This window comes from Actinoplanes sp. NPDC048796, assembly GCF_040650035.1.
GTDB lineage: Bacteria > Actinomycetota > Actinomycetes > Mycobacteriales > Micromonosporaceae > Actinoplanes.
Genome location: NZ_JBEZGO010000001.1, coordinates 844,851 through 871,303 on the forward strand (window position 1 = coordinate 844,851; position 26,453 = coordinate 871,303).

The 26,453-nt window shown below is 71.3% G+C and carries 27 protein-coding genes; 9 read left to right on the top strand and 18 right to left on the bottom strand.

Annotation, left to right across the window (positions count from 1 at the left end; all coding sequences use genetic code 11):
- Positions 1 to 19: 19 nt before the first annotated feature.
- Positions 20 to 1,231, top strand: a complete 1,212-nt coding sequence (locus AB0C26_RS03980; protein WP_360241108.1) for a hypothetical protein — start codon at positions 20 to 22, stop codon at positions 1,229 to 1,231.
- A 2-nt stretch (positions 1,232 to 1,233) separates the two neighbouring features.
- On the opposite strand, the gene AB0C26_RS03985 is transcribed toward AB0C26_RS03980, so the two are convergent.
- From AB0C26_RS03985 to AB0C26_RS04015, 7 genes are all read right to left on the bottom strand, one after another.
- The gene (locus AB0C26_RS03985; protein ID WP_360241111.1) at positions 1,234 to 1,683 is read right to left on the bottom strand and encodes a YdeI/OmpD-associated family protein; all 450 of its coding nucleotides are present in this window, start codon (positions 1,681 to 1,683) and stop codon (positions 1,234 to 1,236) included.
- A 4-nt stretch (positions 1,684 to 1,687) separates the two neighbouring features.
- Entirely contained in the window at positions 1,688 to 3,466 is a 1,779-nt protein-coding gene (locus AB0C26_RS03990) for a penicillin acylase family protein (protein ID WP_360241114.1), read from the bottom strand.
- A gap of 196 nt (positions 3,467 to 3,662) precedes the next feature.
- Positions 3,663 to 3,878: a hypothetical protein gene (locus AB0C26_RS03995; RefSeq protein ID WP_360241117.1), complete on the bottom strand. Its 216-nt coding sequence runs from the start codon at positions 3,876 to 3,878 to the stop codon at positions 3,663 to 3,665.
- Between the two features lie 57 nt (positions 3,879 to 3,935).
- Positions 3,936 to 6,380 (bottom strand): excinuclease ABC subunit UvrA, encoded by a 2,445-nt coding sequence (locus AB0C26_RS04000; RefSeq protein WP_360241120.1) that lies wholly within the window; start codon positions 6,378 to 6,380, stop codon positions 3,936 to 3,938.
- A gap of 51 nt (positions 6,381 to 6,431) precedes the next feature.
- Complete coding sequence (gene ligD / locus AB0C26_RS04005; RefSeq protein WP_360241123.1) at positions 6,432 to 7,382, bottom strand: non-homologous end-joining DNA ligase; 951 nt, start codon at positions 7,380 to 7,382, stop codon at positions 6,432 to 6,434.
- Position 7,383: 1 nt separating this feature from the next.
- Entirely contained in the window at positions 7,384 to 9,090 is a 1,707-nt protein-coding gene (locus AB0C26_RS04010) for an acyl-CoA dehydrogenase (protein WP_360243506.1), read from the bottom strand.
- Between the two features lie 47 nt (positions 9,091 to 9,137).
- Positions 9,138 to 10,925 (bottom strand): sensor domain-containing diguanylate cyclase, encoded by a 1,788-nt coding sequence (locus AB0C26_RS04015; protein WP_360241126.1) that lies wholly within the window; start codon positions 10,923 to 10,925, stop codon positions 9,138 to 9,140.
- A 165-nt stretch (positions 10,926 to 11,090) separates the two neighbouring features.
- Here AB0C26_RS04015 and AB0C26_RS04020 point away from each other — a divergent pair, with 165 nt between their 5' ends.
- Complete coding sequence (locus AB0C26_RS04020; protein WP_360241129.1) at positions 11,091 to 12,782, top strand: alpha/beta-hydrolase family protein; 1,692 nt, start codon at positions 11,091 to 11,093, stop codon at positions 12,780 to 12,782.
- Here AB0C26_RS04020 and AB0C26_RS04025 read toward each other — a convergent pair.
- Positions 12,779 to 13,330: an antibiotic biosynthesis monooxygenase gene (locus AB0C26_RS04025; protein WP_360241132.1), complete on the bottom strand. Its 552-nt coding sequence runs from the start codon at positions 13,328 to 13,330 to the stop codon at positions 12,779 to 12,781. The genes AB0C26_RS04020 and AB0C26_RS04025 overlap by 4 nt on opposite strands.
- Before the next feature lie 83 nt (positions 13,331 to 13,413).
- Between AB0C26_RS04025 and AB0C26_RS04030 the strand changes: the two genes are divergently transcribed.
- Positions 13,414 to 14,457, top strand: a complete 1,044-nt coding sequence (locus tag AB0C26_RS04030) for an oxidoreductase (protein ID WP_360241135.1) — start codon at positions 13,414 to 13,416, stop codon at positions 14,455 to 14,457.
- Between the two features lie 98 nt (positions 14,458 to 14,555).
- Here the strand turns inward: AB0C26_RS04030 and AB0C26_RS04035 are convergent, their stop codons facing one another.
- Positions 14,556 to 15,314, bottom strand: coding sequence for a GNAT family N-acetyltransferase (locus AB0C26_RS04035; protein ID WP_360241138.1), 759 nt, complete (start codon positions 15,312 to 15,314; stop codon positions 14,556 to 14,558).
- Between the two features lie 230 nt (positions 15,315 to 15,544).
- Between AB0C26_RS04035 and AB0C26_RS04040 the strand changes: the two genes are divergently transcribed.
- A complete protein-coding gene (locus tag AB0C26_RS04040) occupies positions 15,545 to 15,907 on the top strand; it encodes a metalloregulator ArsR/SmtB family transcription factor (RefSeq protein ID WP_360241141.1) in 363 nt (120 codons plus the stop codon).
- Positions 15,904 to 16,383, top strand: coding sequence for an SRPBCC family protein (locus tag AB0C26_RS04045; RefSeq protein WP_360241144.1), 480 nt, complete (start codon positions 15,904 to 15,906; stop codon positions 16,381 to 16,383). Before AB0C26_RS04040 ends, AB0C26_RS04045 begins: the two co-directional genes overlap by 4 nt.
- Before the next feature lie 353 nt (positions 16,384 to 16,736).
- Here AB0C26_RS04045 and AB0C26_RS04050 read toward each other — a convergent pair whose 3' ends face one another.
- Positions 16,737 to 16,955, bottom strand: a complete 219-nt coding sequence (locus AB0C26_RS04050; protein WP_360241147.1) for a hypothetical protein — start codon at positions 16,953 to 16,955, stop codon at positions 16,737 to 16,739.
- 99 nt (positions 16,956 to 17,054) lie between these two features.
- Here AB0C26_RS04050 and AB0C26_RS04055 point away from each other — a divergent pair, with 99 nt between their 5' ends.
- Together AB0C26_RS04055 and AB0C26_RS04060 are read left to right on the top strand one after the other, a co-directional pair.
- On the top strand, positions 17,055 to 17,726 hold the full coding sequence (locus AB0C26_RS04055; RefSeq protein WP_360241150.1) for a VOC family protein: 672 nt from the start codon (positions 17,055 to 17,057) through the stop codon (positions 17,724 to 17,726).
- 98 nt (positions 17,727 to 17,824) lie between these two features.
- Positions 17,825 to 18,007 carry a hypothetical protein gene (locus tag AB0C26_RS04060; protein ID WP_360241153.1) on the top strand — a complete coding sequence of 61 codons (183 nt, stop codon included), beginning with the start codon at positions 17,825 to 17,827 and terminating at the stop codon, positions 18,005 to 18,007.
- Between the two features lie 11 nt (positions 18,008 to 18,018).
- Here AB0C26_RS04060 and AB0C26_RS04065 read toward each other — a convergent pair whose 3' ends face one another.
- Together AB0C26_RS04065 and AB0C26_RS04070 are read right to left on the bottom strand one after the other, a co-directional pair.
- Positions 18,019 to 18,789 carry an SAM-dependent methyltransferase gene (locus tag AB0C26_RS04065; RefSeq protein WP_360241156.1) on the bottom strand — a complete coding sequence of 257 codons (771 nt, stop codon included), beginning with the start codon at positions 18,787 to 18,789 and terminating at the stop codon, positions 18,019 to 18,021.
- 41 nt (positions 18,790 to 18,830) lie between these two features.
- Positions 18,831 to 18,977, bottom strand: a complete 147-nt coding sequence (locus AB0C26_RS04070; RefSeq protein ID WP_360241159.1) for a hypothetical protein — start codon at positions 18,975 to 18,977, stop codon at positions 18,831 to 18,833.
- A gap of 83 nt (positions 18,978 to 19,060) precedes the next feature.
- Here AB0C26_RS04070 and AB0C26_RS04075 point away from each other — a divergent pair, with 83 nt between their 5' ends.
- Positions 19,061 to 19,858 carry a HEAT repeat domain-containing protein gene (locus AB0C26_RS04075; protein WP_360241162.1) on the top strand — a complete coding sequence of 266 codons (798 nt, stop codon included), beginning with the start codon at positions 19,061 to 19,063 and terminating at the stop codon, positions 19,856 to 19,858.
- Here the strand turns inward: AB0C26_RS04075 and AB0C26_RS04080 are convergent.
- The 4 genes from AB0C26_RS04080 to AB0C26_RS04095 all read right to left on the bottom strand — a co-directional run bounded on the left by AB0C26_RS04080 (position 19,855) and on the right by AB0C26_RS04095 (position 23,371).
- Positions 19,855 to 21,000 (bottom strand): sigma-70 family RNA polymerase sigma factor, encoded by a 1,146-nt coding sequence (locus AB0C26_RS04080; RefSeq protein WP_360241165.1) that lies wholly within the window; start codon positions 20,998 to 21,000, stop codon positions 19,855 to 19,857. The genes AB0C26_RS04075 and AB0C26_RS04080 overlap by 4 nt on opposite strands.
- A complete protein-coding gene (locus tag AB0C26_RS04085) occupies positions 20,997 to 21,404 on the bottom strand; it encodes a YciI family protein (protein WP_360241168.1) in 408 nt (135 codons plus the stop codon). Before AB0C26_RS04085 ends, AB0C26_RS04080 begins: the two co-directional genes overlap by 4 nt.
- Positions 21,405 to 21,503: 99 nt before the next feature.
- Positions 21,504 to 22,325 carry an ABC transporter permease gene (locus AB0C26_RS04090; RefSeq protein ID WP_360241171.1) on the bottom strand — a complete coding sequence of 274 codons (822 nt, stop codon included), beginning with the start codon at positions 22,323 to 22,325 and terminating at the stop codon, positions 21,504 to 21,506.
- 56 nt (positions 22,326 to 22,381) lie between these two features.
- The gene (locus AB0C26_RS04095) at positions 22,382 to 23,371 is read right to left on the bottom strand and encodes an ABC transporter substrate-binding protein (RefSeq protein ID WP_360243509.1); all 990 of its coding nucleotides are present in this window, start codon (positions 23,369 to 23,371) and stop codon (positions 22,382 to 22,384) included.
- 259 nt (positions 23,372 to 23,630) lie between these two features.
- Here AB0C26_RS04095 and AB0C26_RS04100 point away from each other — a divergent pair, with 259 nt between their 5' ends.
- The gene (locus tag AB0C26_RS04100) at positions 23,631 to 24,557 is read left to right on the top strand and encodes an LLM class F420-dependent oxidoreductase (protein ID WP_360243512.1); all 927 of its coding nucleotides are present in this window, start codon (positions 23,631 to 23,633) and stop codon (positions 24,555 to 24,557) included.
- Here the strand turns inward: AB0C26_RS04100 and AB0C26_RS04105 are convergent.
- Positions 24,542 to 25,177 carry a response regulator transcription factor gene (locus AB0C26_RS04105; RefSeq protein WP_360241174.1) on the bottom strand — a complete coding sequence of 212 codons (636 nt, stop codon included), beginning with the start codon at positions 25,175 to 25,177 and terminating at the stop codon, positions 24,542 to 24,544. The two genes, AB0C26_RS04100 and AB0C26_RS04105, sit on opposite strands and share 16 nt — an antisense overlap.
- Positions 25,129 to 26,415 carry a sensor histidine kinase gene (locus AB0C26_RS04110; RefSeq protein WP_360241177.1) on the bottom strand — a complete coding sequence of 429 codons (1,287 nt, stop codon included), beginning with the start codon at positions 26,413 to 26,415 and terminating at the stop codon, positions 25,129 to 25,131. The genes AB0C26_RS04105 and AB0C26_RS04110 overlap by 49 nt, the downstream gene beginning before the upstream one ends.
- Between the last annotated feature and the right edge of the window lie 38 nt (positions 26,416 to 26,453).

The window sequence follows — 26,453 nt, forward strand, 5'->3', positions numbered from 1 at the left end:
GGTTTGGCACAGTGGACAGATGCTGACCGACGTGGACCTGCCCGCGCCCGGATTGCTCTGGACCCGATGGGCGACCCTGGCCGCCGGCCTGACCGGCATCGGGTACGACGACGTCTGGTTCGTCGACGGCCGGGGCGCCCACCACGACGATCACGGGGGCAGCTGGGCCCGGCTCGCGCTGCTCGACGGCGCCCGCGCGGTCCTGTTCGGCTATGACCGCGATCACAGCGGGACGGCCGACGCCGACCCGCCGATCGACCTGCTCACCGGCGCGCCCGACTGGCTGCCCTGGGACGATCTGACCGCCCTGGCCGAGACCGACGCGCTCGGCTTCGTGGTGTGGCACGCCGAGGGCCGCTGGTCACGCACCCGCTACCGCGACGGCGTGGGCGACGGGCTCGTGCAGACGGTCGGCGCCGTGCTGAGCAACGAGAACACGCTGACCGAGCTGGCCGAGATCGTCGCCGAGTGGGGCCGGCACGAGCTGCGCACCCCGGCCGAGCGCGACGACGTCCGGGCCGCCGGCGAGGATCTGCTGTCGGCGGCGGTACGAGGGCAGGTCACCGGCCCCGCCTTCGAACGGCTGCTCGGCCGCCTCACCGAGCCCACGCTCGACCTGGCGGCCGCCCTGGCCTGCGCCGACCGCGGCGGGATCACCGCCGGCCACCGGCCACCGCGCGTCGAGCCCGGCGTGCGGCCGCCGATGCGCCGGGTCCGCAAGCTCAGCCAGGGCGAACACGACCGTCTGGTGTGGTCGGCCATGCGGGACGCGGCCGAGCTGACCCGCCCGGAGCCGCCGGCCACCGACGAGCTCGAGGCGCTGGCGGCGTGGATGCGTGACCGTTCCCCGGACGGCGACGGCCGGTGCACGGCCCTGGTCTACGCGGACGCGACCAGCCTGAGCGCGCAGCCCGGCAAGCACCCGCCGCTGGAACGCCCCGGCGAGGCGCGCTTCGCGTCCTTCCAGGAGCTGGGTGATCTCGTACGCCGTCTGCGCCGCGCCGAGGCCGACCCCCGTTACGGGCGCTGGCTGTTCCTGCGTGTGCAGACCACGGCCGCCGACGTGCTGGTGGAACGCCGCTACGACTCGTGGCCGCAGTGGTGGGCCGACGACGGCGTCTCCGGCCCGTGGCGCACGAACCTGCAGGAGGAGATGGCCGCCCGCGGCCCGGCGTGGCGCCCGGGGTGGGCGCGGTTGCTCGACCCCGAGGTCGCGTACCGCCCCCGATAGCCCTAACGAGGCTTGCCCTCCCGGAGCAGCCCGACCGACTTGGCCAGCCGCCGGCTCCGGGTCTCGGCCGTCTTGGCCGAGGTGAGCTGGTCGACGTGCCAGCGCTGGTTGCTGAACGACAGCGTCGACCAGAACTCGCGCGCGGCCGGCTCGGCGTCGAGGGCGGCCCGCAGATCGTCCGGCACCTCGATCTCGCGCGGCGCGGTGTCGAGCTCCACGTCGACGTCGAAGACCTCGCCGCCCTCGACCCCGGCGGCGGCGCGGCGCTCGGCGCTCACCCCGAGCCAGTAGCCGCCGCCCATCTTGGCGATGGTCGAGCGCATGGTGAAGCCGTGGAAGGTGGCGACGACCTTGGGCCGGCCACCACCGCCGAGCGCGGTGACGATCTCGTCGGGCACCTCGAAACCGGTGGTCGTGCCGCCGGTGCGCTGCAGTTCGGCGCGGAACCTCATCGGGTCACTCCTCGATCAGCTCGGTCCAGTCCAGGACGAGCGGGATCATCTCACCCCGCGCCCAGAGCGGCAGCTGGTCGCGAAAATGCGGACTTTCCGGGTCGCCGGACGCCCCGAACGGAACCACCCATCGGCTCCGGGCGCGGTCGTTGACATCCCAGACGTACCTGGCGACTGGGCCCTTGCGGCAGAGATCCGTGATCCCGGGCGCGCTCGACGTGCACAGCACGGTGTCCCGCTCCCCCGACAACTCGACGCGGGGAAGGTCGACGTCAAGACCCGGCAGCCGTACGGGGTCGAGCAGGTGCCGCTCGCCCCACGGCCCCGAGGTGATCGTCGCCGGGTCGACCAGGTCCTCCGGCTTCAGGTTCAGCCCCGCCAGCACGCTGTCCTGCAGAAGCCCGACCCGCGCCCGCGGATCGACGTCGAAGATCTCGTCGAACCCGGTCGGCTCCTTCAAGCCGGCCAGCGCCGGATGGTCGTAGAGCCGCCGCGCCACCCGGTCCCGGAACGCGGCCCGGCGGCCCGCCTCGACGCTGTCGGCCGGCATGCTCGTGTCCATGTGGATCCGCTCGTGCGGCGTCCCCGCGTCGAGCAGCTCCCGGATCCGGTCGGCCCGCTTCTTCGAGGCGAACGAGACGCCGTACGCCTCGGTGTCCGGCCGTCGATCGTTGGCGTTCACCGCGCTCGCCATCGCCACGCGGGTCATCGGCACGTGACCGGGCTGCCAGGTGTACGCCGGCTCCCAGGCCGGCACGGGCAGGCGCTTGTTCCGCTCGTCGCGCAGGGGCACGCGCCCCACGGTGAGCTGCAGGAGCCGCCCGCTCGTGTCCGCGGTGAGGATGCTGTTGACCGGTTCCACCCAGCCTTCCAGAGCGCCGGCCACGTCATCGACGGTCCGGGCGTGCAGCAACGGCAGAAGGGCGGCGAACCCGAGCTCCAGGCCGGCGCGGGCCGGCGTACGCAGGGAAAGGTTGTGATCGATGACCGGCCCCCGGGCCGTCTCCACGACCTCCACCTCGACATCGTCGCCGCCCCGGACCGGAATCGTCTCGACGTGCCGCGTGACCGGCTCCCAGCCCTCGGGCCCGCGCGCCCGATCCCCGCGAATGTCCTCGATGTAGAGATCCTGGTAGTCGGCCTGAGCGTTGGTGACGGCCCAGGCCACCGTCTCGGCCTGCCCGAAATGCTGCACTCCCGGCACACCGGGGAAGGTGAGCCCGAAGACGTCGAACTCCGGACAGCTCAGCCGCACCTGCTGATAGCCACCGGGCAGCTCGATCGCCCGATGCGGATCCCCGGCGATCTCCCCGTCCCTGGCCCACGCGTTGCTGCCGGTCTCCCCCGGCCCTTCGGCGTCGAACCACCCCACCTTGTCCTCACCGAGCGTTCGCGCGACATGGGCGTTGAACATCTTCGCCGTGAAGCTGCCGAACACGATGTGCCGAGCCAGGAACACCCCGAGCGGCGTCCAGTCCGCCCAGACAAGCCCTTGACTGCGAACCCCTTCCCCGTACGCGGCCAGCCAGCCCCGGGTCCGCTCATCCAGCTTGTCGTACGCCTTCCGCGCCGTGTCAGCGATCCGGGCCCGCCGCGCGAACCGGTCCCAGGCCACCCCGTCCGCCCCGACCAGCTCGGCCAGCAGCCCTTCGGCCCGCCGCCGCTCCACCTCGAGCTGCCGCCCCCGATCGGCGACGGCCACCCGCCCTTGCAGAAACGCCAGCTCATCGACCGAGCCCGCCCGCAGATGCGGAATCCCGTACGCGTCACGAAAGACCTTCATGCCACACATGCTTACCGGCAACCCGCCCACCGAGCGACCCGGTTCCCGCCCCGGACACTCGCGCCCGCCCTCGCGAGAGCCGCCGCGCCCTCGTGGAACGCGTCCCCCGAGCGGCCCGCCACCAGTTGCCCGCGCCGACGGGCCGTCCGCTCACCTACTCGCCCGCGAAATCGGGGTCGTCCGCGTGCCGGCGCGGTCACGACCTCGAACGGTGGTGCAACTGCGTCGCCGTCGGCAGCCGCCGGGCGAGGCCGCGAACGACAACCACGCATCGCTCATGGCCGGGGCCGTCCACGCCCCCGTCGAGATCGCGAATGTCGGCCCTGACTCGGCGGCGCTCGATGTAGGTGAAGTGCGGGAAGTCGTCGAACTCCTCCTCGCCGCAGTTGAAGATGTCCGTGGCCAGGGGCATCGAGGTCGGCCAGGAATCGGGCCGGCTTCGCGGGCGGCGGGAACGGGCGGACGGGCTTCAGGAGGGCGGCAGGTGGGAGGCCAGGTAAGGGCCGGTCACGCTGTGGGGGGACGTGGCTATTTCGGCGGGGGTGCCCTGGGCGACTATGCGGCCGCCGTCGGGGCCGCCGGTCGGGCCCATGTCGATGACGTGGTCGGCGGCGGCCAGGAGGTCCAGGTCGTGGTCGATGACTACTACGGTGGCGCCGTCGGACAGCAGGCGGTCCAGGACCTTCACCAAGGTGGCGATGTCCACCGGGTGCAGGCCCGTCGACGGCTCGTCCAGGACGTAGAGGACGTCGCGCTGGGTGGAGCGCAGGCGGGCCGCTATGCGCAGGCGCTGGGACTCGCCGCCGGAGAGGGCGGGGGTGGGTTCGCCCAGGCGCAGGTAGTCGAGGCCCACGTCGGCTATGGGGCGTAGGGGGCGGGCGATCGCCGGGATCGCCGTGTAACGGTCCAGGGCCTCGCGGACGGTCATGGTGAGCACGTCGGCGATGGTGAGGTCGTCCACGCGTACGGCAAGCGTCTCGTCGTTGAATCTCGCGCCGTGGCATTGGGGGCAGTCGACGGTGATGTCGGGCAGGTACTGCACGTCCAGGTCGATGGTGCCCAGGCCGCGGCAGGTGGGGCACTGACCTTCCCTGGTGTTGAACGAGAAGTGGGCGGGGGTGCGGCCGGACGCGGCGGCGAAGTGGGCCCGTACGGCGTCGAAAGCGCCCGAATACGTGGCCGGTGTCGAGCGGGCGTTGAGGCCGATCGGGGTGGCGTCGATCTCCACCACCTGGCGTAGGGGGCCCAGATCCACGGACGTGACGTGGGGCGGCAGCGGGGTGCCGGCCAGGCGGGCGCGGGCGGCGGGGACCAGGCTGTCGAGGACCAGGGCCGTCTTTCCGGCGCCGGACGGGCCGGCCAGGGCGGTCAGGCGGTTGATCGGGAAGGTCGCGGCGACGTCGCGCAGGTTGTAGAGACGGCCGACCTTGAGCTCGATCGCGGACCGGGCCGGGCCGAGGGGCGCGCGGGACACGGCCGGGCGACCGGCCAGGAACGGGCCGATGACGGAGCGGCGGTCGCGCTGGATCTGGGCGGGTGTGCCCTCGGCGACGATCGTGCCGCCGGCGCGGCCGGCGCCGGGACCCATCTCGATGATCCAGTCGGCGGTGCGGATGACGTCGAGGTCGTGTTCGACGATCACCACCGAGTTGCCGTTGCCGGCCAGGGCGGCGATCGTCCTGCGCAGCCCCTCGACGTTGCTCGGGTGCAGGCCGACCGACGGCTCGTCGAGCACGTAGAGCATGCCGGTGGTGCTGGTGCGGACCGTCGAGGTCAGCTCGATCCGCTGGCGTTCGCCGGTCGACAGGGTGGCGCCGGCCCGGTCCAGGCCGAGGTAGCCGAGGCCCAGGTCGAGCAGGGGACCGATCGCGCCGGTCAGCTCGCCGGTCAGGCCGGTGGTGAGGCGGTCCAGCTCGGGTGGCATCAGCGGCGGCAGCTCGTGGGTGAAGGCGGCCAGGTGGTCGAGGTCGAGCGCGCTGATCTGGGCCAGGTCACGGCCGGCGAGCCGGGAGCGCAGGGCCTCGGGGCGCAGCCGGGAGCCGTGACAGACCGGGCAGGTGTGCGAGTTCAGGTACTTGCTGTCGGCCGACTTCTCGGCGGCGGTGACGGCGTTGTCGTACGTGACGTTGAGCCGCACCGGGCGGCCGTCGCGGCCGGAGACGGTCACCGGCTGCTTCACCGGCTCGCCGTACAGGACGAGATCTTTCTCCTTCTTGGACAGTTTTCCGTACGGCACGTCGAGCCGGACGCCGAGTTCGCCCGCCGCGTACATGCTCAGCCGGCGGCCGCCCACGTTCCACGGCCGCACCGCGCCCCCGGCGATCGTCTGGCCGGGGTCGGGCACCAGGGTGGCCGGGTCGACCTCGTACACCGTGCCGAGACCGTCGCAGCGCGGGCAGGCGCCGATCGAGTTGAACGCGAACGTCTCGGCCCCGGGCGCCTCGAACCGGGCGCCGCACACCGGGCAGGTGATCTCCATGGCCTGGGTGGCGATCGACGGCGGCACGTCGTGGCCGTTGGGGCAGACGTGGGTGCCGAGCCGCGACATGGTCAGCCGCAGCACATTCAGCACCTGGCTCATCGTGCCGACGGTGCTGCGCGGCCCCGGCACCGGCGGCCGCTGCCGCAGGGCGAGGGCCGGCGGCAGGTGGTCGATCCGGTCGGCGTCCGGCCGCTGGGCCTGGGTGAGACGGCGGCGGCTGTACGTGCTGAGGCCCTCCAGGAACCGGTGCAGGCCCTCGGCGTACAGCGTGCCCATCGCCAGCGACGTCTTGCCCGAGCCGGACACCCCGACGACGGCCACGGTCCGCCACAGGGGCACGTCGACGTCGAGGTCGCGCAGCGTGTTGTGCCGCACCCCGCGCGCTTCGATGGCGCGGGGCAGCGAGTCCGGCGGCGGTCCGAGCTTGGCCATCTGTCTGTCGTAGCCCACAAAGATCGCCGCCGGGGCGTTATGTCGGCGGCCTCACACGTCGGCCGGTCCCTCCAGGCCGGCTTTCTCGTCGCGGTCGGCCCACTCGAGCAGGGTTTCCAGCGAGAAGTGCTCGTCGTCGATGGTGGCGTGCAGGTCGCCCAGGCCGGCGAAGCGGGCCGGGACGGTCCGGATGGTGAAGTCGTCCGGCTCGACGTCGGCGATCTCGTCCCAGGTGATCGGGGTGGAGACCGTGCCGCGCTGGTTGCCGCGGACCGAGTAGGCGCTGGCGATCGTGTGGTCGCGGGCGTTCTGGTTGTAGTCGACGAACAGGGCCGCCGGGTCGCGGTCCTTGCGCCACCAGGTGGTGGTCACGTCGTCGGGGGCGCGGCGCTCCACCTCGCGGGCGAAGGCGAGGGCGGCCCGGCGGACGTCGCCGAAACCCCAGTCGGGGCGGATCCGGACGTAGACGTGCAGGCCGCGGCCGCCGGACGTCTTGGGATATCCGGTGATGCCCAGGTCGTCGAGGACCGAGCGGGCCACGCCGGCGACGCGGCGGACCCGGTCGAACGGGCAGTCGGGCATCGGGTCGAGGTCGATGCGCCACTCGTCGGGCTGTTCGGTGTCGGCCCGGCGCGAGTTCCACGGGTGGAACTCGACCGTGGACATCTGCACGGCCCAGATGACGTCGGCCAGCTTGGTCACGCAGAGCTCGTCGGCGTGCCGGTTGTAGCGCGGGAACTTCACCCGGACCGTCTCGAGCCAGGGCGGGGCGCCGTTGGGCACCCGCTTCTGGTGGACCTTCTCGCCGGCCAGCCCGTCCGGGAAGCGGTGCAGCATGCACGGCCGTTCGCGCAGCGCCCGCACGATGCCGTCGCCGACCGAGAGGTAGTAGTCGACCAGGTCCCGCTTGGTCAGCCCGAGCTCGGGAAAGTAGACACGGTCGGGGTTGGAGACGCGGACGTCGAAGTCGCCGACCTCGACCTGGATCGCCGGGGACGCCATGTCAGCCGAGCCAGGCGGGGTCGAGGTCGGCCAGCAGCGTGTCGCGGGAGTCGAGCAGGTCGAGCATGGGCCCGATCTTCGGCAGCTCGTGGGTGATGAAGTAGCGGGCCGCCAGCCGCTTCCCGTCGTAGAACGCGCCCGTCTTGTCCCCCACGGCGTCCAGCTGCGACAACCAGATCCAGGCGATCACCAGATGGCCGACGGCGTCGAGGTAGGCGGTCGCGTTGGCCAGCGCGACCGTGGGATCGCCGCCGTCCCAGAGCCTGGCGGTCGTGCGTTCGACGCGGTCACAGAAAGCGAGTACCGACGCGTCCTGACATGACGCCCGAATTTTCGACAGAAGCAGAGATAGGCCGGCCCCGCCCTTCATCACGGCCTTGCGGCCGAGCAGGTCCAGAGCCTGGATCCCGTCGGTGCCCTCGTGGATCGAGTTCAGCCGGTTGTCCCGGTAGAACTGCTCCACCGGATATTCGCGCGTGTACCCGTACCCACCATGGATCTGGATCGCGTGGTCGTTGGCCACCCGGCACCACTGCGACGGCCACGCCTTCACGATCGGCGTCAGCACGTCCAGCAGCAGGTCGTTCTCTCCCGATGGCTCGTCCAGCAGCTTCGCCGCGTAGAGGATCAACCCCAGACCCCCTTCGACGTACGCCTTGGAGGCGAGCAGCATGCGGCGTACGTCGGGATGGTCGACGATCGGCACGGGCGGCGCGGCCGGGTCCTTGGCCGCCACCGGCCGCCCCTGAAGGCGTTCGCGCGCGTAGTCGAGCGCGTGCAGATATCCGGTGTAGCCCAGCGCCACCGCGCCCGCCCCGACACCGATCCGGGCCTCGTTCATCATGTGGAACATGTAGGCCAGGCCCTTGCCCTCCTCGCCGACCAGATATCCGGTCGCCTCGTCGAAGGAGAGCACCGCGTTCGTCGTACCGCGCCAGCCCATCTTGTGGTTGAGCCCGGACAGCGAGACGCCGTTGCGCTCGCCCACCGTGCCGTCCTCGGCCACGTGGTGCTTGGGCACGATGAACAGCGACAGGCTCTTGACGCCGGGCGGCGCCCCGGCGACGCGGGCCAGCACGAGGTGCACGATCGTCTCGCTCAGCTCGTGGTCACCGCCGGAGATCCACATCTTGCTGCCGCTGATCTTGTACGACCCGTCGCCGCTCGCCACCGCCCGCGTGAGCACGTCACTGAGCGACGAGCCGGCCTGCGGCTCGGACAGGCACATGGTCCCGGTGAACCGGCCCTCGACCATCGGCTGGACGAATCGCGCGACCTGCGCGGGACTGCCGTAGGTGGTCAGCAGGTGGGCGTTGGCCATGGTCAGCAGCGGGTACGACGAGGTGGCGATGTTCGCCGCCTGGAACCACAGGAAACAGGCGCGGGCCACCACGGCCGGCAACTGGAGCCCGCCCAGTTCGGCGTCCATCGTGCCGGAGATCAGGCCCGTCTCGTTGAAGACCTTCAGCGCGGCGCCGACCTCCGGGTGCACCTGGACCCGTACCCCGTCGAAGGTCGGCTCCTCCAGATCGCTGCGGCGGTTGTGCGGGGCGAAGTCGCGCTCGGCGATCTGCGCGGAGACGTCGAGGAAGGCGTCGAACGTCTCGCGGGAGTGCTCGGCGAAGCGCTCCCGTTTGGTGAGCGTCTCGACGTCGAGCCACTCGTACAGGAGGAAGTCGAGATCACGACGCGAGAGGATCTTGGACACCACCGGCACCACCTTCGATCGGGAAGTTGCACCCAGTGTGCCGCTTTTCAGTCCGCCGCGCGGTGCCGCCCGCCCGTGCTCCGGCGATCCCGGCCGGATTTCTTCACCGCGTACATGGCGTGATCGGCCGCACGCAGGGCCTCGTCCGGATCGCCGGCGCTCGGGGCGAGATGCACGCCGACGCTCGCGCCGATCCGTACGTCGATGCCGTCGATCGTGAATGGCTTCTCGATCGCCGACCGGATCCGGTCGCAGGCGGCACCGGTGTCGGTATCGCCGGCGACGCCGGGCATGAGCACGACGAACTCGTCGCCGCCGACCCGGGCCAGCACGTCGCCCTCCCGCACGCAGCCGGTCAGCCGCCGGGCGACCTGCCGCAGCAGCTCGTCGCCGGCCTCGTGCCCGTGCGCGTCGTTCACCGGCTTGAAGCCGTCCAGGTCGACGAAGAGCACGCCGACCGGCTGCTCCCGCAGCGAGGCGCCGAGGGCGTCCTGCATGCGGCGCCGGTTCGGCAGGCCGGTCAGCGCGTCGTGCTGCGCCTCGTGCGCCAGCCGCTCCTGGAAGGCGCGGGTCTCCGAGATGTCCCGAGCGTTGATCACGACGCCGTGCAGGGCCGGGTTGTGCATCTGGTTGGAGGCGGTGAACTCGAACCAGCGGTACTCGCCGCGCACCGAGCGCGAGCGGCATTGCAGGCGCAGCACGGCGTCCCGGCGGCTCAGCAGCAGGGCGAACTGCTCCCGCATGTACCCGCGGTCGTCCGGGTGGATGATGTCGAAGACGCTGCTGCCGACCAGCTGCCCCTGCTCGAAGCCGAGGATCGCCTTGGCGCTCGGGCTCGAGTACTCGATGTCGCCGTTCACGTCGAGCACCGAGACCAGGTCGGGCGCGTGCTGGAAGAGGGCCTGGAAGCGCTGGTCGGCCTGGCGGCGCTGCTTCATGGTGCGGTATCCGAGGGCGGCGATGGCCAGCACGCCGATCAGCAGCATGGCGAGCAGGGTCAGGTTCAGGGTCTGGCTCTTGGAGTGCACGGCGCCGTCGAACGAGGCCTGGCTCTGCGTACGCACGTAGGCCCAGCCGCCGGGCAGGCCGCCGACCACGATGGCGATCATCTTGGCGCCGGAGACGTCGGTGTACTCGACGAACTCGGTGTTCGGGTCGGCGGCGAGCGCGGCGCGGATCGCCGGGTCGACCTTGTGGCCGAGGTCGGCGGAATCGCTGGTCGCGGCGATCGTGCCGGTGCTGTCGACGATCGTGGTGAGGTGGGTCTTCCCGCCCAGGGAGACGGTGTACTTCTGCAACGGCGTGTGGGCCACGTCGTTCAGGCCGACCAGCAGCGCCACCGCGCCGCCGCCGACCATCACCGGGACGGCGACGGCCTCCAGGTAGGTGGCGTCGACCGACATGATCGACGAGACGCCGTACGTCTGATCCGCGGCCAGCATGGCCAGCATCGGCTTCCAGCCGGCGTCGGTCATGGCCGGCACCCCGGTGTCCCGCGAGCTCGTCAGGACGGTGCCCTTGAGGTCGAGCAGCAGAGCCCCGTACGAGAAGTAGGTGCTCTTGGCGGCCAGTTGCCGCAACGCCGTCCGATCGACCGCGCTGTCCCGGCCGAGGTGCAGCGAGTTGTCGTTCAGGAACTCACCGAGCTCGGACGCCGACAGCCTCTGCATGGCGCCGACGAGAGTCTTGTTGTTCACGCCGAGCGCGCGTGAGTCGGCCCGGTGGACCTGATCGGCCGCCCGCAGCGCCGACCGGTTGACCAGGATGCCGATGGTGCCCGCGGCGGCCAGCAGAACAACGCTGATCACGACCGCGATCCAGGTACGCAATCGCATGAATGTTGACCCCCTCGGCGCTAGCTATCGGCAGCGCGCGGCGCCGGTCCAAGCAAATACGGCCCGGTTTGTCGAAGTTCCCGCTGCGAGCACGAAGGGAAAAGGTGCTTGCGGTGCGGCACCGAAGGGGATGATCCTGCGTTTGAGGCGGATTGGGGGCGATCCATGCGCAGGCTCGTGCTGCTGGCGCCACCCCGCCCCTGGATACCCACGCAACGCGGCCGCGTCATCGCCACCGCCCCGCCCCGCCGCCGCGTCGTCAGCTGCGGACTGAGCGTCACCGGTTTCGGCCTCTGCGCCGTCTTCTACTGCCTCTCCTACACGCCGTCGCTGCTCCCGCGCACCTGGTCGCTGCAGGGCGTGGTGGCCGGGCTGACCGCCGCCATCGGCTACGCGCTCGGCACGGCCATCGGGGCGCTCGTCCGGTGGCGCTGGTGGCCGTCGCGGCGCGCGGAACGGATCGCCTGGCGGGTGCTGTTCCTGCTCGTACCGCCGCTGATCCTGCTCTTCCTCTGGCTCGGCACCCGATGGCAGCGTGAGCTCCGCCTGCGCCTGGGCATGCCACCCCAGCAGGAGTACGACCTGATCCGCACGGTGGGGATCAGCCTGCTCACCTTCGGGCTGCTCCTGCTGGTCGCCCGCTGCCTGCGGCTGGCCGCGCACGGGCTGGCCCGGCTGTTCGGGCGGCTGGTGCCGGAGTCGGCGGCCTACTGCGCCGGCTTCGTGGTGGTGACCGTGCTCAGCTACACCGCGTTCGACGGGCTGCTGGTCAGCAACCTGTACACCACGGCCGACCGCTCGGCCGCCATCACCGACAGCGGCACCGGGCGCGGCGTCGAACGGCAGATGTCGCCGCTGCGCTCGGGCAGCCCGGCCTCGCTGGTGTCGTGGGATTCGCTGGGCCGGCAGGGCCGCAACTTCGTGGCCAAGGCGCCCAGCCACGATCAGCTGGCGGCGTTCGCCCGCCGGCCGGTGGCCGACCCGATCCGGCTGTACGCGGGGCTGTCCTCGGCCGGCTCGGTGACCGAACGGGCCGACCTGCTGGTCCGGGAGATGGACCGCACCGGCGCCTTCGGCCGGGCCGTGATCGCGGTCTTCACGCCGACCGGGACCGGGTGGGTCGACAACGACGTGCCGAGCTCGCTCGAGTACATGTACGCGGGCGACACCGCGCTCGTGTCGATGCAGTACTCGTACCTGCCCAGCGTCATCTCCTTCCTGGCCGACCGCTCGAACGTGGTGGAGGCGTCGTCGGCGCTGATCACCGCGGTGCGGGCGCGGTGGGCGGCGATGCCCGCGGGCAGCCGGCCCAAGCTGCTGATCTTCGGGGAGAGCCTGGGGACGTACGGGACCGAGAAGACCTTCGGCAGCGCGCCGGCCATGGTCTCCGGGGCGGACGGGATCCTGCTCGAGGGGCCGACCTTCGCCAACCCGATCCACCAGGAGCTGACCGCCGGCCGCTCGGCCGGGACGCCGGTGTGGGACCCGTCGTACCCGAGCCTGCCGGTGGAGTTCTCGTCACGGGCCGAGGAACTGCGTGATCTGGGCGGGCGGCAGCCCAAGGTCGTCTACATGCAGAACTCGTCGGACCCGGTCGTGTGGTGGAGCCCGAGCCTGTTCTGGAAGAAACCGCAGTGGCTGAGCGGCACCCGAGGGCCGGACGTCACGCCGGCCATGCAGTGGTACCCGGTGGTCACGTTCTGGCAGACGACCGTGGACGCGATCTTCGCCAACAAGGTCCCGATCGGGCACGGACACGTGTACAAGTCGGGGGCGGTCGACGGGTGGGCCGCTCTGGCGCCGCCGCCCGGTTGGACGGTTGCGGACACCATCCGGCTCCGCTCAGTGCTCGACTAGCGTTTCAGCCACGGCTGCAGCAGGCGCGTGACCTGCGGCAACACCAGATACGTCATGATCGGGGTCAGCACCAGGGTGCTGATCAGGGTCCGCACTACCACGTGAAGATCAACCAACAGGTGATTGAGGGTGTACGCGGCCAGGAGGCTCACCGGGAAGAAGCCGAGCCAGATCGTCACCGCCTGCTTCCACCGCGCCGGCGCTTTCGGGACACTTTCCGCGTTTTGCGCTTCTTGGCTTTGCGGCGGGTCGAACCAGCCCTCGATGCCGGTGCGGCGCTCGACGCGGGTGTGCTCGACGAAGCCCTCGGCCGACGACAGCCACCAGCGGCGCTGCGGGGACTCCTCCCAGTTGCGCAGCGCGTCCGCGTCGGCGAAGCGGTAGAGCATGTGCCACTCGCTCGACGCCTGGTCGGGCCGCACCCAGCCGGTGCCGAGAAAGCCCGGGAAGTCCTCGGCCAGGGTGGTGCCGGCGTTCACCCAGGCGATCATCTCGGCCGTACGCGACGGGTCGGCGCGGCGCGTGATCGCGACGGTGACAGTCTCCATGTCCCACATTGTGGTATCCCCGGGTTTCCGGCGGGGTGCGCTCCCGGTTTCCGTGCCGTGGCACACACGGTAAGTTCCGCCACATGACCTTGAAGCGAAAGTTGTCGATGGTCCTGGCTGTCTCAGCTTTGTCGGCTCTTGTGACGGCCGGGCCCGCCGCCGCCGCGAGTCACCAGCCCGCCTGGCGCCTCACCGACACCGGGTCGACCGCGCAGTTCCGCGGCCTCGCCCCGGTCAACGCGCGGGTCGCCTGGGTCGCCGGCTCGGCCGGCACCATCCTGCGCACGGTCGACGGCGGCCGCCACTGGGCCGACGTGAGCCCGGCCGGCGCCACCGAGCTGCTGTTCCGCGACATCGAGGCGTTCGACTCGCGGACGGCGGTGGCCCTGTCCATCGGCGAGGGCGAGGCGTCCCGCATCTACGCCACCACGGACGGCGGCCGCTCCTGGCGCGAGACGTTCCGCAACGACGACCCGGCCGCCTTCTACGACTGCGTGACGTTCCTCGACCGCCGGCACGGCCTGGCCCTGTCCGACCCGGTCGGCGGCAAGTTCCGCATCCTGGCCACCGCCGACGGCGGCCGCACATGGAAGGTCCGCCCCACCGCCGGCATGCCGGCGGCGCTGCCGGGCGAGTTCGCCTTCGCGGCCAGCGGCACCTGCCTGGTCGCGGCGGGCGGCAAGGCCCTGTTCGCCACGGGCGGCGGAGCCACGGCCCGGGTCTTCACCTCCCGCGACGGCGGCCGCTCCTGGACGGTAGCCGACACTCCGGTCCCGAGCGGCCCGACGGCGGGCATCTACAGCCTGGCGGTGCGCCCGTCGGGCGAGGCGATCGCGGTCGGCGGCGACTACAACGCCCCGACGGCGGCCCCGGACGGAGCCGCCTACTCGCACGGCCGCACGTGGAAGAAGGCCCGAACGGCGCCGGGCGAATACCGGTCGGGCGCGGCGTGGGCGTCCCGCAGCGCGGCTTTGGCGGTGGGCCCCACGGGCAGCGACTACTCCCGAGACGGCGGCCGCACATGGACCCGCTTCGACACAGGCAACTTCGATGCCGTCGCCTGCACGACCGACGGCTCATGCTGGGCGTCCGGCCCGAACGGCCGCGTGGCCAGGCTGACCCACTGACCGCCGCCGAAGGCCGGCCCGGTTCACCCGGGCCGGCCCCGGCAGGCACTTCGACCAGTACGCCCTCATTCGAGCGAACTAGCCGCCCGCGGAACCTGCTAGTCGAGCGCTATGTAAAGGCGCCGGCCAGTCGGCCGGTAGCCCACACGCTCGTACACGCGCCACGAATCCTCGCCCGACGCCTCCAGCCAGGCGACGTCGACGCCGGCGGTGAAGAGGCGCCGGGTGATTTCCGTGGTCACCGCGCCGGCGAGTCCTCGGCGGCGGTGCGGTTTGGGGGTGGCGATGCCGGCCACCTCGCTGACGCCGTCGTTCGGGGGTACCGCCATGCCGCCGCCGGCGCAGGTGCCGTCGGGGGCAGTCGCCATGACCGCGATGCCGCCCCTGGCCTGGAGGCCGCCGATGCGGGCGATGTCCGCCTCGGTGGAGATGGGCTCGCCGCCGAAGGCCGCGTTCTGGGCGGCGATCATCGCGGCCCGGTCGGCGTCCGTGGCCGGCTCGCGCAGCTCGTAGCCGTCGGGTGCCGGCCGGAGCTGGATCGAGTCGGGTGTGCAGACCAGGTATTCGTGGCGTTCTTCGACGGTGAAGCCGGCGTCGAGCAGGAGCTGCTCCAGGCCGGGCGCCGTGCTCACCACGTACTCCAATCGGGGCTTGCGGTCGTACGACCGGAAAGCCGTCACCAGCGCGGTGACATCAGCCCCGGAGATCTCGGCGCCGGGGAGCGGCGTCGCGTAGTTGATGCCGGGGCTGTCGATCGACGGGTCGATGCCGATCACGAACGGCCCGGTCCGGACCGGGGTGGGCCGGGTGGAGAGGTTGGCGACGACGGACTGCTGGATGCGTACATCCAAGGTCATTTCAGGAAGCCTCTGCTGAGAAAAGGGACGAGAGAAGACGTGATGAGATGGCCGCCGATCAGGCAGCTTGCCTCAGGCGGCCGTCGGGCCTTCCGAGATCACAGGCTTCATTCCCTCGTGCAGAGTGCCCGCGCCGATCGCGCGGGAAGCCTCAGCAGCATGCCAGCCCGGCCGTACGCGGGTCAACCGAAATTAGGCTGACGCGTAACCGATAGGTTACGCTTTCCGGCGTGGACGAGGTGGCCGCGGCGATCGCCGACCCGGTGCGGCGCGACATCCTGCTGATGCTGCGGGACGAGCGGTTGTCGGCCGGCCAGATCGCCGGCCGCTTCGAGATCAGCCGGCCCGCCGTCAGCCGCCACCTGCGGGTTCTCCGCGAAGCCGGTCTGGTCGCCGACCACGCGGACGGGCGCCTGCGCGTCTACGAGCTGGTCACCGCGCCCCTGGCCGAGCTGACCGGCTGGATCGAGCGGCTGAACCGGCCGGCCGGCTGGGAACACCACCTCGACGCACTGGAGACCGAGGTCTACCGCACCCGCCGCGAGCGGCGCCGGGCCGGCCAGCCCGGACGATCAGAGGAGAAGAGCGCATGAGCCCGACACCCACCGGCCGGCTTTTCGGCAAAGACCTGGTTCTTGTCCGTACGTTCCACGCGCCCCTCGCCGATGTCTGGGCCAGCCTCACCGACCCCGTCCGTACGGCACGCTGGTTCGGCCCGTGGAAGGGTGACGCGGCTCCGGGCGCCGCCATCCAGGTTCAGATGGTGCACGAGGAGGGCCGGCCCTGGATGGACCTGACGGTCGGCGCCTGCGAGCCACCGAACCGGTTGGCGCTCTCCTCGGTGGACGATCACGGCAGCTGGCACCTGGAGCTGGCGCTCACCGAGGCCGACGGCGTGACCGAGCTGCGCTTCACCCAGCACCTGACCGACACCGACAGCGTCGGCGAGGTCGGCCCCGGCTGGGAGTACTACCTGGACGGCCTGGCCGCCTCCCGTGACGGACGGCCGATGCCCGACTTCAACGACTACTACCCGTCGATGAAGGAACACTTCGAGGCCCAGCGCTAGCCGAAGACGTCGACCAGCATGCGGGGCCGGCCGTACCGCTCGAGGTCGGCCGCCCACTGCCGCACGAGCGCATCGGCCACTTTCCGGCTCGCCGCTCGGCCCGTTCACCACGTACGCCACCACCGGCCACCGGTCGGCGATCCTCCGGCACGGGAGAACCACCGTGGTCCGCAGCAGCGTCAGCAGGAACGCACCCAGCACCGCAACGGCGAGCACCGCGAGAATGCCCACCATGAGGACGGCCCCGACATCACCGCCGTCCCCCAGCGCCGAGAGTCCTTTCCTCCCCGAACGAGATCCACGCCAGCCGCTGCCGGCCGACCCGCCTCAGCACGATCACCCCATCATGGTGATCAACTCGCGCCAGCCCGCTCGTCGTGAGGCGGGCGGGGTGAGCCCAGTTCGGCGATCACGGCGTTCAGTTCTTCGACGCCGATCTCGTACGCGGTCCGGCCGGCGAGCGGGTCCCGGGCGTGCAAGTGCCCGCAGAGCGGCAGCCGCACGTCGGAGCCGCTGATCGCGCCGGCCAGTTCCGGTCCGTTGCGCAGGCCGGCCGCCTTCTGCACCGCCACGCCGGGCACGACGACCGGCGGACAGATGCGGCAGGCGCATTCGGCGACGCCAGGCGAAACTCGGGTGCGCGTGGGGTCGATGGGCGCCTATGAAGGGGCATGACATCTCGACTTGTCGCCATCTGCTTCGAGGCTCGGCGGCCGCGGGAACTGGCGCTCTTCTGGAGCGAGCTGCTGGGGTGGAAAGCCTCGGACGAGGATCCGCTGCTGCTCGAGGCACCGATTCCGGTGTGGTTCGTGCCGACCGACGAGGTGAAGCTCGCGCAGAACATCATGCACTTCGATCTGACCAGTGAGTCGGAGCAGGGGCAGCTGCGGACGGTGGAGCGGGCGCTGGCCCTCGGGGCACGTCATGCGGACGTCGGGCAGAAAGGGGACGAGGGACACGTCGTACTGGCCGATCCCGAAGGCAATGAATTCTGCGTGATCGAGCCGGGGAACAAGTTCCTCGCCGGGTGCGGGCCGGTCGGGGCGCTGGCCTGTGACGGGTCGCGGGCGGTCGGCTGTTTCTGGAGTACGGCGCTGGGCTGGCCCCTGGTCTGGGATCAGGATGAGGAGACGGCGATTCAGTCCCCGTACGGCGGCACGAAGATCACCTGGGGTGGGCCGCCGGTGGAGCCACGGGTGGGGAAGGACCTGTTCCTGGCGGTCGAGGTGGACGGGCCGGAGGAGGTCGATCGGCTGGTCGCCCTGGGAGCGTCGCGGGCCGGGGAAGGTGTGCTGACCGATCCCGACGGGCGGAAGTTCACGGTCCGGCCTAGGTATACCTAGACGGGCGCTGAACAGCGAAGATACGCATCCGCGACCGATGTGGCGAGGGGTTGCGCGGCCGAGACTTGAAGCATCACCGGCCGACAAGGAGACAAGCCATGTTGACGCACCCCGACCTGATGCTGACCCTGGCCACCGAGCACCAGCGCGACCTGATCGCCGAGACCGACCGCCGGCGGCTGCTCACCTCGGCCCGGCTGGCCCGGGCCGCACGTAAGGCGAGCAAGAAGCGCGCGGTCCGCGGGCAGCCCGCCGGCACTCTCGCCGCGCGGCGGGCCTGACGGGGGTCAGGTCACGGCTTGCGCGCCACCCCGCAGACGACGTCGAGGTGCTTGGCGTCGCCTGCGGGCGGGCGCCACAGCGGCGCCGAGACCACGCCGGGCTCGACCAGCTCCAAGCCCTCGAAGAAACGGGCGAACTGAGCGGGGCCGCGCAGCACGTACGGCGGATTGGCCTGCTCGTTCCAGATCTTCTCGGCCTCGCCGTGCTCGACGCTGTGCGAGCCGTCGAGCGCGATGAAATAGCTGCCCGGCGCGAGCGCGCCGAGGTAGGCCCGGACCATCGTCTCGGCCTCGTCGTCGTCGGTGACGTGCCCCAGCAGCCCCGACATGATCAGGGCGACCGGCTGGGCGAAGTCGAGCGTGTCCGCCGCCGCGGCCAGCACCGTGGCCGAGTCGCGGCCGTCGGCGTCGACGTAGTGGGTGGCGCCCTCCGGGCTGCTGGTCAGCAAAGCCCGCGCGTGCGACAGGATCATCGGGTCGAAGTCGACGTACACGATCCGCGACTCGGGCGCGACCCGCTGCGCCACCTCGTGCGTGTTGTCGGCGGTCGGCAGCCCCGTACCGACGTCGAGGAACTGCCGGATCCCGGCCCCGGCGGCGAAGGTGACCGCCCGTACGAGAAAAGCGCGTGACGCCCGGGCGTTGTCGACGATGTCCGGGAAGGCCTGCCGGATCTGATCGCCCACCGCCCGGTCGACGGCGAAGTTGTCCTTGCCGCCCAGCCAGTAGTTCCAGATCCGAGCCGTCTGCGGCTCATTCGTGTCGAACTGCGCGTCGCTCATCGGCCGCCGCCCCGGGTAAGTCTGAAGTGGACGGACACATGCTAGGGCACGAGCGCCAGATCCAGCAGAAAGTCGCCGGTCAGGTAGTCGTCGGCGAAGCCGAGCCGCCCCCGCGCCTGCACGAGGCCGCCCGGCGGCGGGACAGGCACCCCGATGACGTAGATCCCGACCCCGTCGACATCGATCATCCAGCCCTCCGGCCACATGGTGCGATCCGCCTCGACGACCCGTCCGGCCAGCTCGTGGACCCGCCCGGGGCCGCCACCGTCGAGTGACTGACCTGGACCTGCTGGCCGAGATGCCGCTCGACCTGCTGCTCCGCCTGGCCCGCCGCGAGATCGACGTCGGCGGCGACGTGCCACAGCCCCACCTGGCCGAGCTGCACCGCCGGCCGGAGCGCCCGGTCTTCGATCGGGCCGCCGAGCTCCTGAACGACGAGGACGCCACCTCACGCGAGTTCGGCGCGGCGATCCTGAGCCGGCTCGGCGACGAGCGGCCGTTCCGCACCGAGGCGATCCCCCTGCTGCGGGGCCGCCTCGCCGACGAGGAGGACCCGGACGTCATCAGCCAGCTCGTGTACGCGTTGGGCAACAACGCCGCCGTCGAGGATCTCCCGGCCGTCGTACGCCTCGCCACGCATCCGGACGCGCAGGTGCGGTTCTCCGTGGCCGGGACACTGCCCGGGCTGGTGAATCTCTCCGCGGTGGAGCCGGCCGCCGCCGAGGCGCTGTTCCAGCTCTGCGAGGACGAAGACGCCGACGTACGTTTCTACGCCCTGTACGCGGTCACACGCGAGCTGGCCGCCCTGGACGTCCACGCGGTGGAGGACATGACCGTGCGGCTGAGGGACGACCCCGACGACCAGGTACGGGCGATGGCCCTCGACCACCGCGACGCGATCCACGAGGCCCGCCGCCTTCTCGGCGACGACCACCTGATCGGACCGGCCCTGGTAGCGCTGGCCAGCGAGGGTGGCGTCGAAGAACTGCACGAGCTGGGCGTGCCGGACGAGGCCGCGGCGCGACAGCTGGTCACCTGGTGGAACGAACGCGACGAGAGATGGCCCTAACGCGGGTCGTGGAAGTTGAGGCGGGCGGCCTGACGGGTCAGGTGGTCTCGTTCGGCGGTGTTGGTGGCCTCTCGGGCGGCCTGGGCGTAAAGGCGGGCCGCCGTGGGGAGGTCGCCGGCGCGCTCGTGGAGGTGGGCGGCGACTGCCGTGTAGCGGGGCAGGGACGGGTTCAGGGGGGTCAAGGCGGCCAGGCCCGCCTGCGGGCCGTCGGCCTCGCCTACCGCTACCGCGCGATTCAGGCGGACCACCGGGCTGTCGGTCAGGGCGGTCAGCTCGTCGTACCACTCGACGATCTGCAGCCAGTCTGTTTCCGCTGCGGTGGGAGCGTCGGCGTGCAGGGCCGCTATCGCCGCCTGGCACTGGAACTCGCCCAGGCGGTCTTGGGACAGGGCCGTCTGCAGGATCTGGACGCCCTCGGCGATCAGGGTGGTGTTCCAGCGGGTGCGGTCCTGGTCGGCCAGCGGGATCAGGGTGCCGTCGGGGGCCGTGCGGGCCGGGCGGCGGGCGTGGTGGAGCAGCATCAGGGCCAGCAGGCCGGCTACCTCGGGGTGGTCGATCGTGGTGGCCAGTTGGCGGGTCAGGCGGATCGCCTCGGCGGCCAGGTCGACGTCGCCCGAGTAGCCCTCGTTGAAGACCAGGTACAGGACGCGCAGGACCGTGGCCACGTCGCCGGGCTGGTCGAGGCGGACCGAGGACACCGTCTTCTTGGCTCGGCTGATGCGCTGGGCCATGGTGGCCTCGGGCACCAGGTATGCCTCGGCGATCTGGCGGGTGGTCAGGCCGCCGACGGCGCGCAGGGTGAGCGCCACCGCCGACGACGGCGTCAACGACGGGTGGGCGCAGAGGAAGTACAGGCGCAGCGTGTCGTCGGCGGCCGCGGCGGGGCCCGGCGCGGGTTCGGCGTCGGCCAGGTCCTCGCGGCGGCGGCGGGCCGTGTCGGCCCGGGTGGCGTCGAGGAACCTGTTCCAGGCGACGGTGATCAGCCAGGCTTTCGGGTCGCGGGGCTCGGCGGTGGGCCACACCCGTACGGCCTCGAGAAGGGCGTCCTGGACGGCGTCCTCGGCCGCCGCGAAGTCGGCTCCGCGGCGGACGAGGACCCCGATCACGCCGGGGGTGAGGCCCCTCAGCAGGGACGAGTTCATTCGGTGATGGTGGGCGTCTCGGTCAGGAACGGGCGGACCTCGAGCCACTCGTGGATCGGCTTGCCGCCGGCGCCGGGGGCGGCCGAGAGTTCGCCGGCCAGTTCGACGGCGCGGTCGCGGCTGTCCACGTCGATGATCATCCAGCCGGCGATGAGGTCCTTGGTCTCGGCGAACGGGCCGTCGGTGACCGGTGGGCGGCCCTCGCCGTCGTAGCGGACCCACTCGCCCTCGGGGGCGAGCGCCTGGCCGTCGACGTACTCGCCGGACTTCTCGAGGCGGGCCGCGAAGTCGTTCATGTACTGGATGTGGGCCGTGATCTCCTCGGGCGCCCACTTGTCCATCGGCACGTCGTTCACCGCTGACGGCGCGCCACGGTAGTGCTTGAGCAGCAGGTACTTGGCCATGGGAACTCTCCTCGATGCGGCGGCGACCCCATTCTGGTCGCTCTCACCACCGGGGACGGAGCCGCACACGCGTTCTCGACACGGCCGGCGAGAAAACTTCTAACCGGTGGTGCCGCGCACCCACGGCAGCGACACGTGCTCCAGCCAGACCAAGGCGTAGTAGAGCACGATGCTGACGATCGCCATCAGGGTCAGGGCGGCGAAGGCGGTCGCCGTGTCGCCCTGGCCGCTGGTCTGCACGATGATCGTGCCGAGGCCCGCGTCGACCGCGCCGGACTGCATCTCGCCGACCGCCACGCCGATCACGGCCAGCGGCATGGCCAGCTTGAGGCCGGTGAAGATCTGCGGCAGGGCGCCCGGGACCCGGATCCGGTGGAAGGTCTGCAGGCGTGTCGCGTCCAGCGAGCGGGCCAGTTCGGCCAGGTCGGCCGGGGTGCTGGTCAGGCCGGTCGCGGTGGACAGCACGATCGGGAAGAAGCAGACCAGGAACGCCATGGCCAGCACCGGGGTGTTGCCGAAGCCGAACCAGGCGATCATCAGAGGGGCCAGGGCTACTTTGGGTACGGCGTTGAGTGCCACCAGGAGCGGCGCGAACGCCCGCTCGAACGGCTTCCACGCGGCCAGCGCGGCGCCGATGGCCACGCCGACCACCACCGACAGCGCGAAGCCGATCAGCGTGATCTTGGTGGTGCCCCAGGTGGCCTTCAGGAGCAGCGACGGGTACTGGGCGAACGCGTCCACGACCTCGGGCGGCGACGGCAGGATGATGGTCTGCAGGTCGAACATCTCGACCGACAGCCACCACACCGCGACGGTGACCACGAGACCGAGCAGCGGCCACAGGACCACCGACGGCGACCAGCGGCGGCGGGGCGGGGCGACCGCCGGGGAATCGGGGCGGGCCAACGTCTCCTGCACCACGGGGGCTCCTTAAGAGAGCGGGCGCGCCGTCCGAGACGGCGCGCCCCTAGGAAGGATCAGGCCTTCGGCGTCAGGTCGAAGTTGATGACCGCCTCGGGCTTGAGGCCCGGGTCGATCTGGCCGGAGCCCTGCAGGATGGCGATGCTGCGGGCCACGCGCTCGGCGTCGAGCGCGCCGACCGGGATGCCGGCGGCGGCCGAGCGGACGTACGGCGCCATCAGGGTGAGCTCGGCGGCCGCCGAGTCCGCCTTGGCCGTGGGGACGTACTTGGTGAGGATCTTGCCGGCGTCGGCCGGGTTGTCGATGGAGTCCTGGAGGCCCTTGAGCAACGCCTCGTTGAACTTCTTGACCTTCTCCGGGTTGTTCTTGGCGTAGTCGCTGGAGGTGATCAGGACGTTGCCGTAGAGGTCCTGGAGGAAGTCGCTGTACGGCAGGACGACCGCCTTCTTCTTCGAGATGCCCTCGACCGTGGGCTTGCCGACGACGAACTGGCCGATGCCCTGCACCCGGCCCGAGGCGAGCGTGCCCATCAGCGCCTTGGCGTCGGCCGGCTGCCACTTGACCTTGGTGTCGTCGATGTTCGCGAGCTTCGCGTACGTCGGGAACAGCCCCTGCACCACGGAGCCGGGCTGGTCGGCGAGCAGCTTGCCTTCGAGGTCCTTCGGCGAGGTGATGCCGTTGCCCTCGAGCGAGATGATCGCGGCCATCGTGCGCTGCTGGATCGCCGCGACCGCGGTGAAGCCGGTGACCTTGTCCTTGCCGCCCGCGTTGAGCAGGGCGCCGGTCAGGTCGACCGGGGTGAACTGGGCCTGACCGGCCACGACGGCCTTGATGTTGTTACCCGTGCCGGAGCCGGGCTTGATGTCGACGTCGAAGCCCGCGTCCTTGAAGTAGCCCTTCTCGAGGGCGACATAGGCGTACGCGTCCCGGCCGAAGGTGTTGAAGGAGGTCAGGTACGTGATCTTCTCGGTCGAGCCGTTGCCGCCGCCGGCCTTGCTGTCGCCCGAGTCGCCGGAGTCGTCGGAGCAGCCGGCCGCGGCGCTCATCGTGAGGGCGAGGGCGCCGGCGACGACCGAACGCACGAAGGTCCTTCTCTGCACCGTGATCCTCCGGTGGGGGGTGTGATCCCGGCAAAACGCCGAGGGGGGTCGAACGTGGGACGGGGATGCCCCGACCGGGGATCGTAGGGCAAACTGGTCCATGTCTCGATGACAAGTTCGTCTCAAACCACGAAGTGGACGTATCTCGGATGATCGATCATGATGAGCCGGTATGCGTCCGGATCAGGGATTATTAGGGACGATGATGCGCGTCTGTCTGTTCATCGAGCCGCACCGGGGTGCGACGTACGACACCCAATTGAGGCTGGCCCGGCACGCCGAGGACGCCGGTTTCGAGGGACTGCTGCGGGCCGACCACTATCGCTCGCTGACGCCCGAGCCGGGGCTGCCCGGCCCCACGGACGCCTGGATCACGCTGGCCGGCCTGGCCCGGGAGACGACCACACTGCGACTCGGCACGCTGGTCAACTCGGCCACGTTCCGGCTGCCCGGTCCACTGTCGATCATGGTGGCTCAGGTCGACCAGATGAGCGGCGGCCGGGTCGAGCTGGGCATGGGCGCGGGCTGGGTCGAGATCGAGCACACCGCGTACGGCATCCCGTTCCCGGCGCTCGGTGAACGCTTCGACCGGCTCGAGGAGCAGCTGGAGATCCTGACCGGGATCTGGTCGGCGCCCGAGGGCGAGGGGTATTCGTACGACGGAAAGCACTATCGGCTCCGGGACGCGCCCGCGCTGCCCCGGCCGGTCCAGCGGCCGCATCCGCCGATCATCGTGGGCGGCAAGGGACCGAAGCGGACGCCGGAGCTGGCCGCCCGGTACGCCGACGAGTACAACATGCCGTTCAAGAGCGTGGCCGACACCGCCGCCGCCTTCGAGCGGGTCCGCGTGGCATGCAAGGAGCGCACCCGCCCGATCACCCTGTCGGCCGGTGTCGTCGTGGCCCTGGGGCGCACGGACGCCGAGGCCCGGCGCCGCGAGGCCCCGCTGCACGCCAAGAGCGTGCTGCCGCCGGAGGACCCGGTGGTCGGCTCCCCCGACCGGCTCGTCCAGCGGATCGGCGAGCTGCGAGAAATCGGCGCGACCCGCGTCCACCTGCGGATCACCGAGATGGACGACCTCGACCACGTCGACCTGATCGCCTCGGAAGTGTTGCCTCAGCTGTCCAGATAGGCCAGCACGGCGAGCACCCGGCGGTTGTCGTCCTCCGACGGCGGCAGGCCGAGCTTGGTGAAGATGTTGTTGATGTGCTTGCTCACGGCCTTCTCGGTGACGAAGAGCCGGCCCGCGATCGCGGCGTTGGACCGGCCGGCCGCCATCTCGCCGAGCACCTCCCGCTCGCGGGCCGTGAGCACGTCGATCGGGCGGTTGCGCTCGAGGAGCTGGGCCACCACCTCGGGGTCCATCACCGTGCCGCCGCCCGCGACCTGCTGCACGGCGTCGAGGAACTGCGCCACGTCCGACACCCGGTCCTTGAGCAGGTATCCGACGCCGCCCCGGCGGTCGGAGAGCAGCTCCCGGGCGTACAGCGGCTCGACGTGCTGGGACAGCACCAGGATCGGCAGCCCCGGTATCTCGGCCCGCGCGGCGATGGCGGCCTGAAGCCCCTCGTCGGTGAAGGTGGGTGGCAGGCGGACGTCGAGCACGGCCACGTCGGGCTTGCGCTCCAGCAGCGTGGGCAGCACCGACGGGCCGTCGTCGACGACGGCGATCACCTCGTAGTCGAACGCCTGGAGGATCCTGGTCAGTCCGTCCCGGAGGAGAGCATGGTCCTCGGCGATGACGACGCGCACGGCACCTCCATGGTCACGATGGTCGGTCCGCCCGGCGGGCTGGACACGGACATCGTGCCATCGAAGGCGGCCAGGCGGCGTTCCATTCCGGCCAGCCCGGTCCCGCGCCGGGGATCGGCGCCGCCGTGGCCGTCGTCGCCGACCTCCAGGCGCAGCGAGTCGTCCTCGTGGTGCATGCTGACGTAGGCGAAGGTGGCGCCGCTGTGGCGCACCACGTTGGCCAGGCACTCGGCGACCGCGAAGTAGGCGGCGGACTCGACCGGCGTCTCGAGCCGCCCGGTGAGCGTCGAGTCGACCGACGTCGGGATGCGCAGCGTCAGCGCGAGCGCGCGCACCGCCCCGTCGAGGCCGCGCTCGGCCAGCACCGGCGGGTGGATGCCGCGGACCAGGTGACGCAGCTCGGTCAGCGCGTCCGAGCTCGTCTCGCGGGCCTCGGCCAGCAGTTTGCGCGCGGTGGCCGGGTCGCGCTCGACCAGTTCCTCGGCCAGGCCGATGGTCATGCCGAGCGAGGCGAGCCGGGCCTGCGCGCCGTCGTGCAGATCGCGCTCGATGCGGCGCAGCTCGGCGGCCTGGGCGTCGACCGCGTCGGCCCGGGTGACGGTCAGCCGGCTGACCCGCGAGCGCAGCTCGGCGGCCTTGGTCGGCCCGAGGAACAGCTGGTTGAACAGCGCGTCGAAGCGGCGCAGGTAGGGCGCGACGACCAGGCCCAGCATGGCGATGAGCACGCCCTGCGGCAGCGACAGGAAGCCCTGGGCGACACTCTCGATCGGCCAGTTGACACCGTAGCCGTACCAGACGCCGCCGAGGTGCAGCCAGAGCGGCAGCAGAAGGATGCCCTCCAGCCCGTACGCCGGAAGGGCCAGCGTCACGATGCCGAGGGCCAGGCCGGCCACCGCGCCGGGCAGCAGCCAGGCGAAGTCGCGCCAGGTGGCCGGGTCGGTGACGATCCGCCGGAACGCGCCCCACCCGATGGGCAGGCTGCCCTCTGGGCGCGGGCGGTAGGGCCGGTCGATCCGCACCCCGTACCACCCGGCGAGCCGCCGGGACAGGTCGGCCTTGGCACGGATCAGCGCGGTCACGCCCGGCAGGATCACCAGGCCGAGGCCGAGCACCGGGGTCAGCACCAGGCCGAGCACGAAGAACACGAACAGCGGGATGTTCATGATCGCCAGCACGATCGTCAGCAGCCCGGTGGCCACCGCCCGCAGTCCGTCGCGAATCCAGTCTCGTGTCTCCACCGACTCATCGTGACCCACCGGTGCCGGTCGGTGCAGTA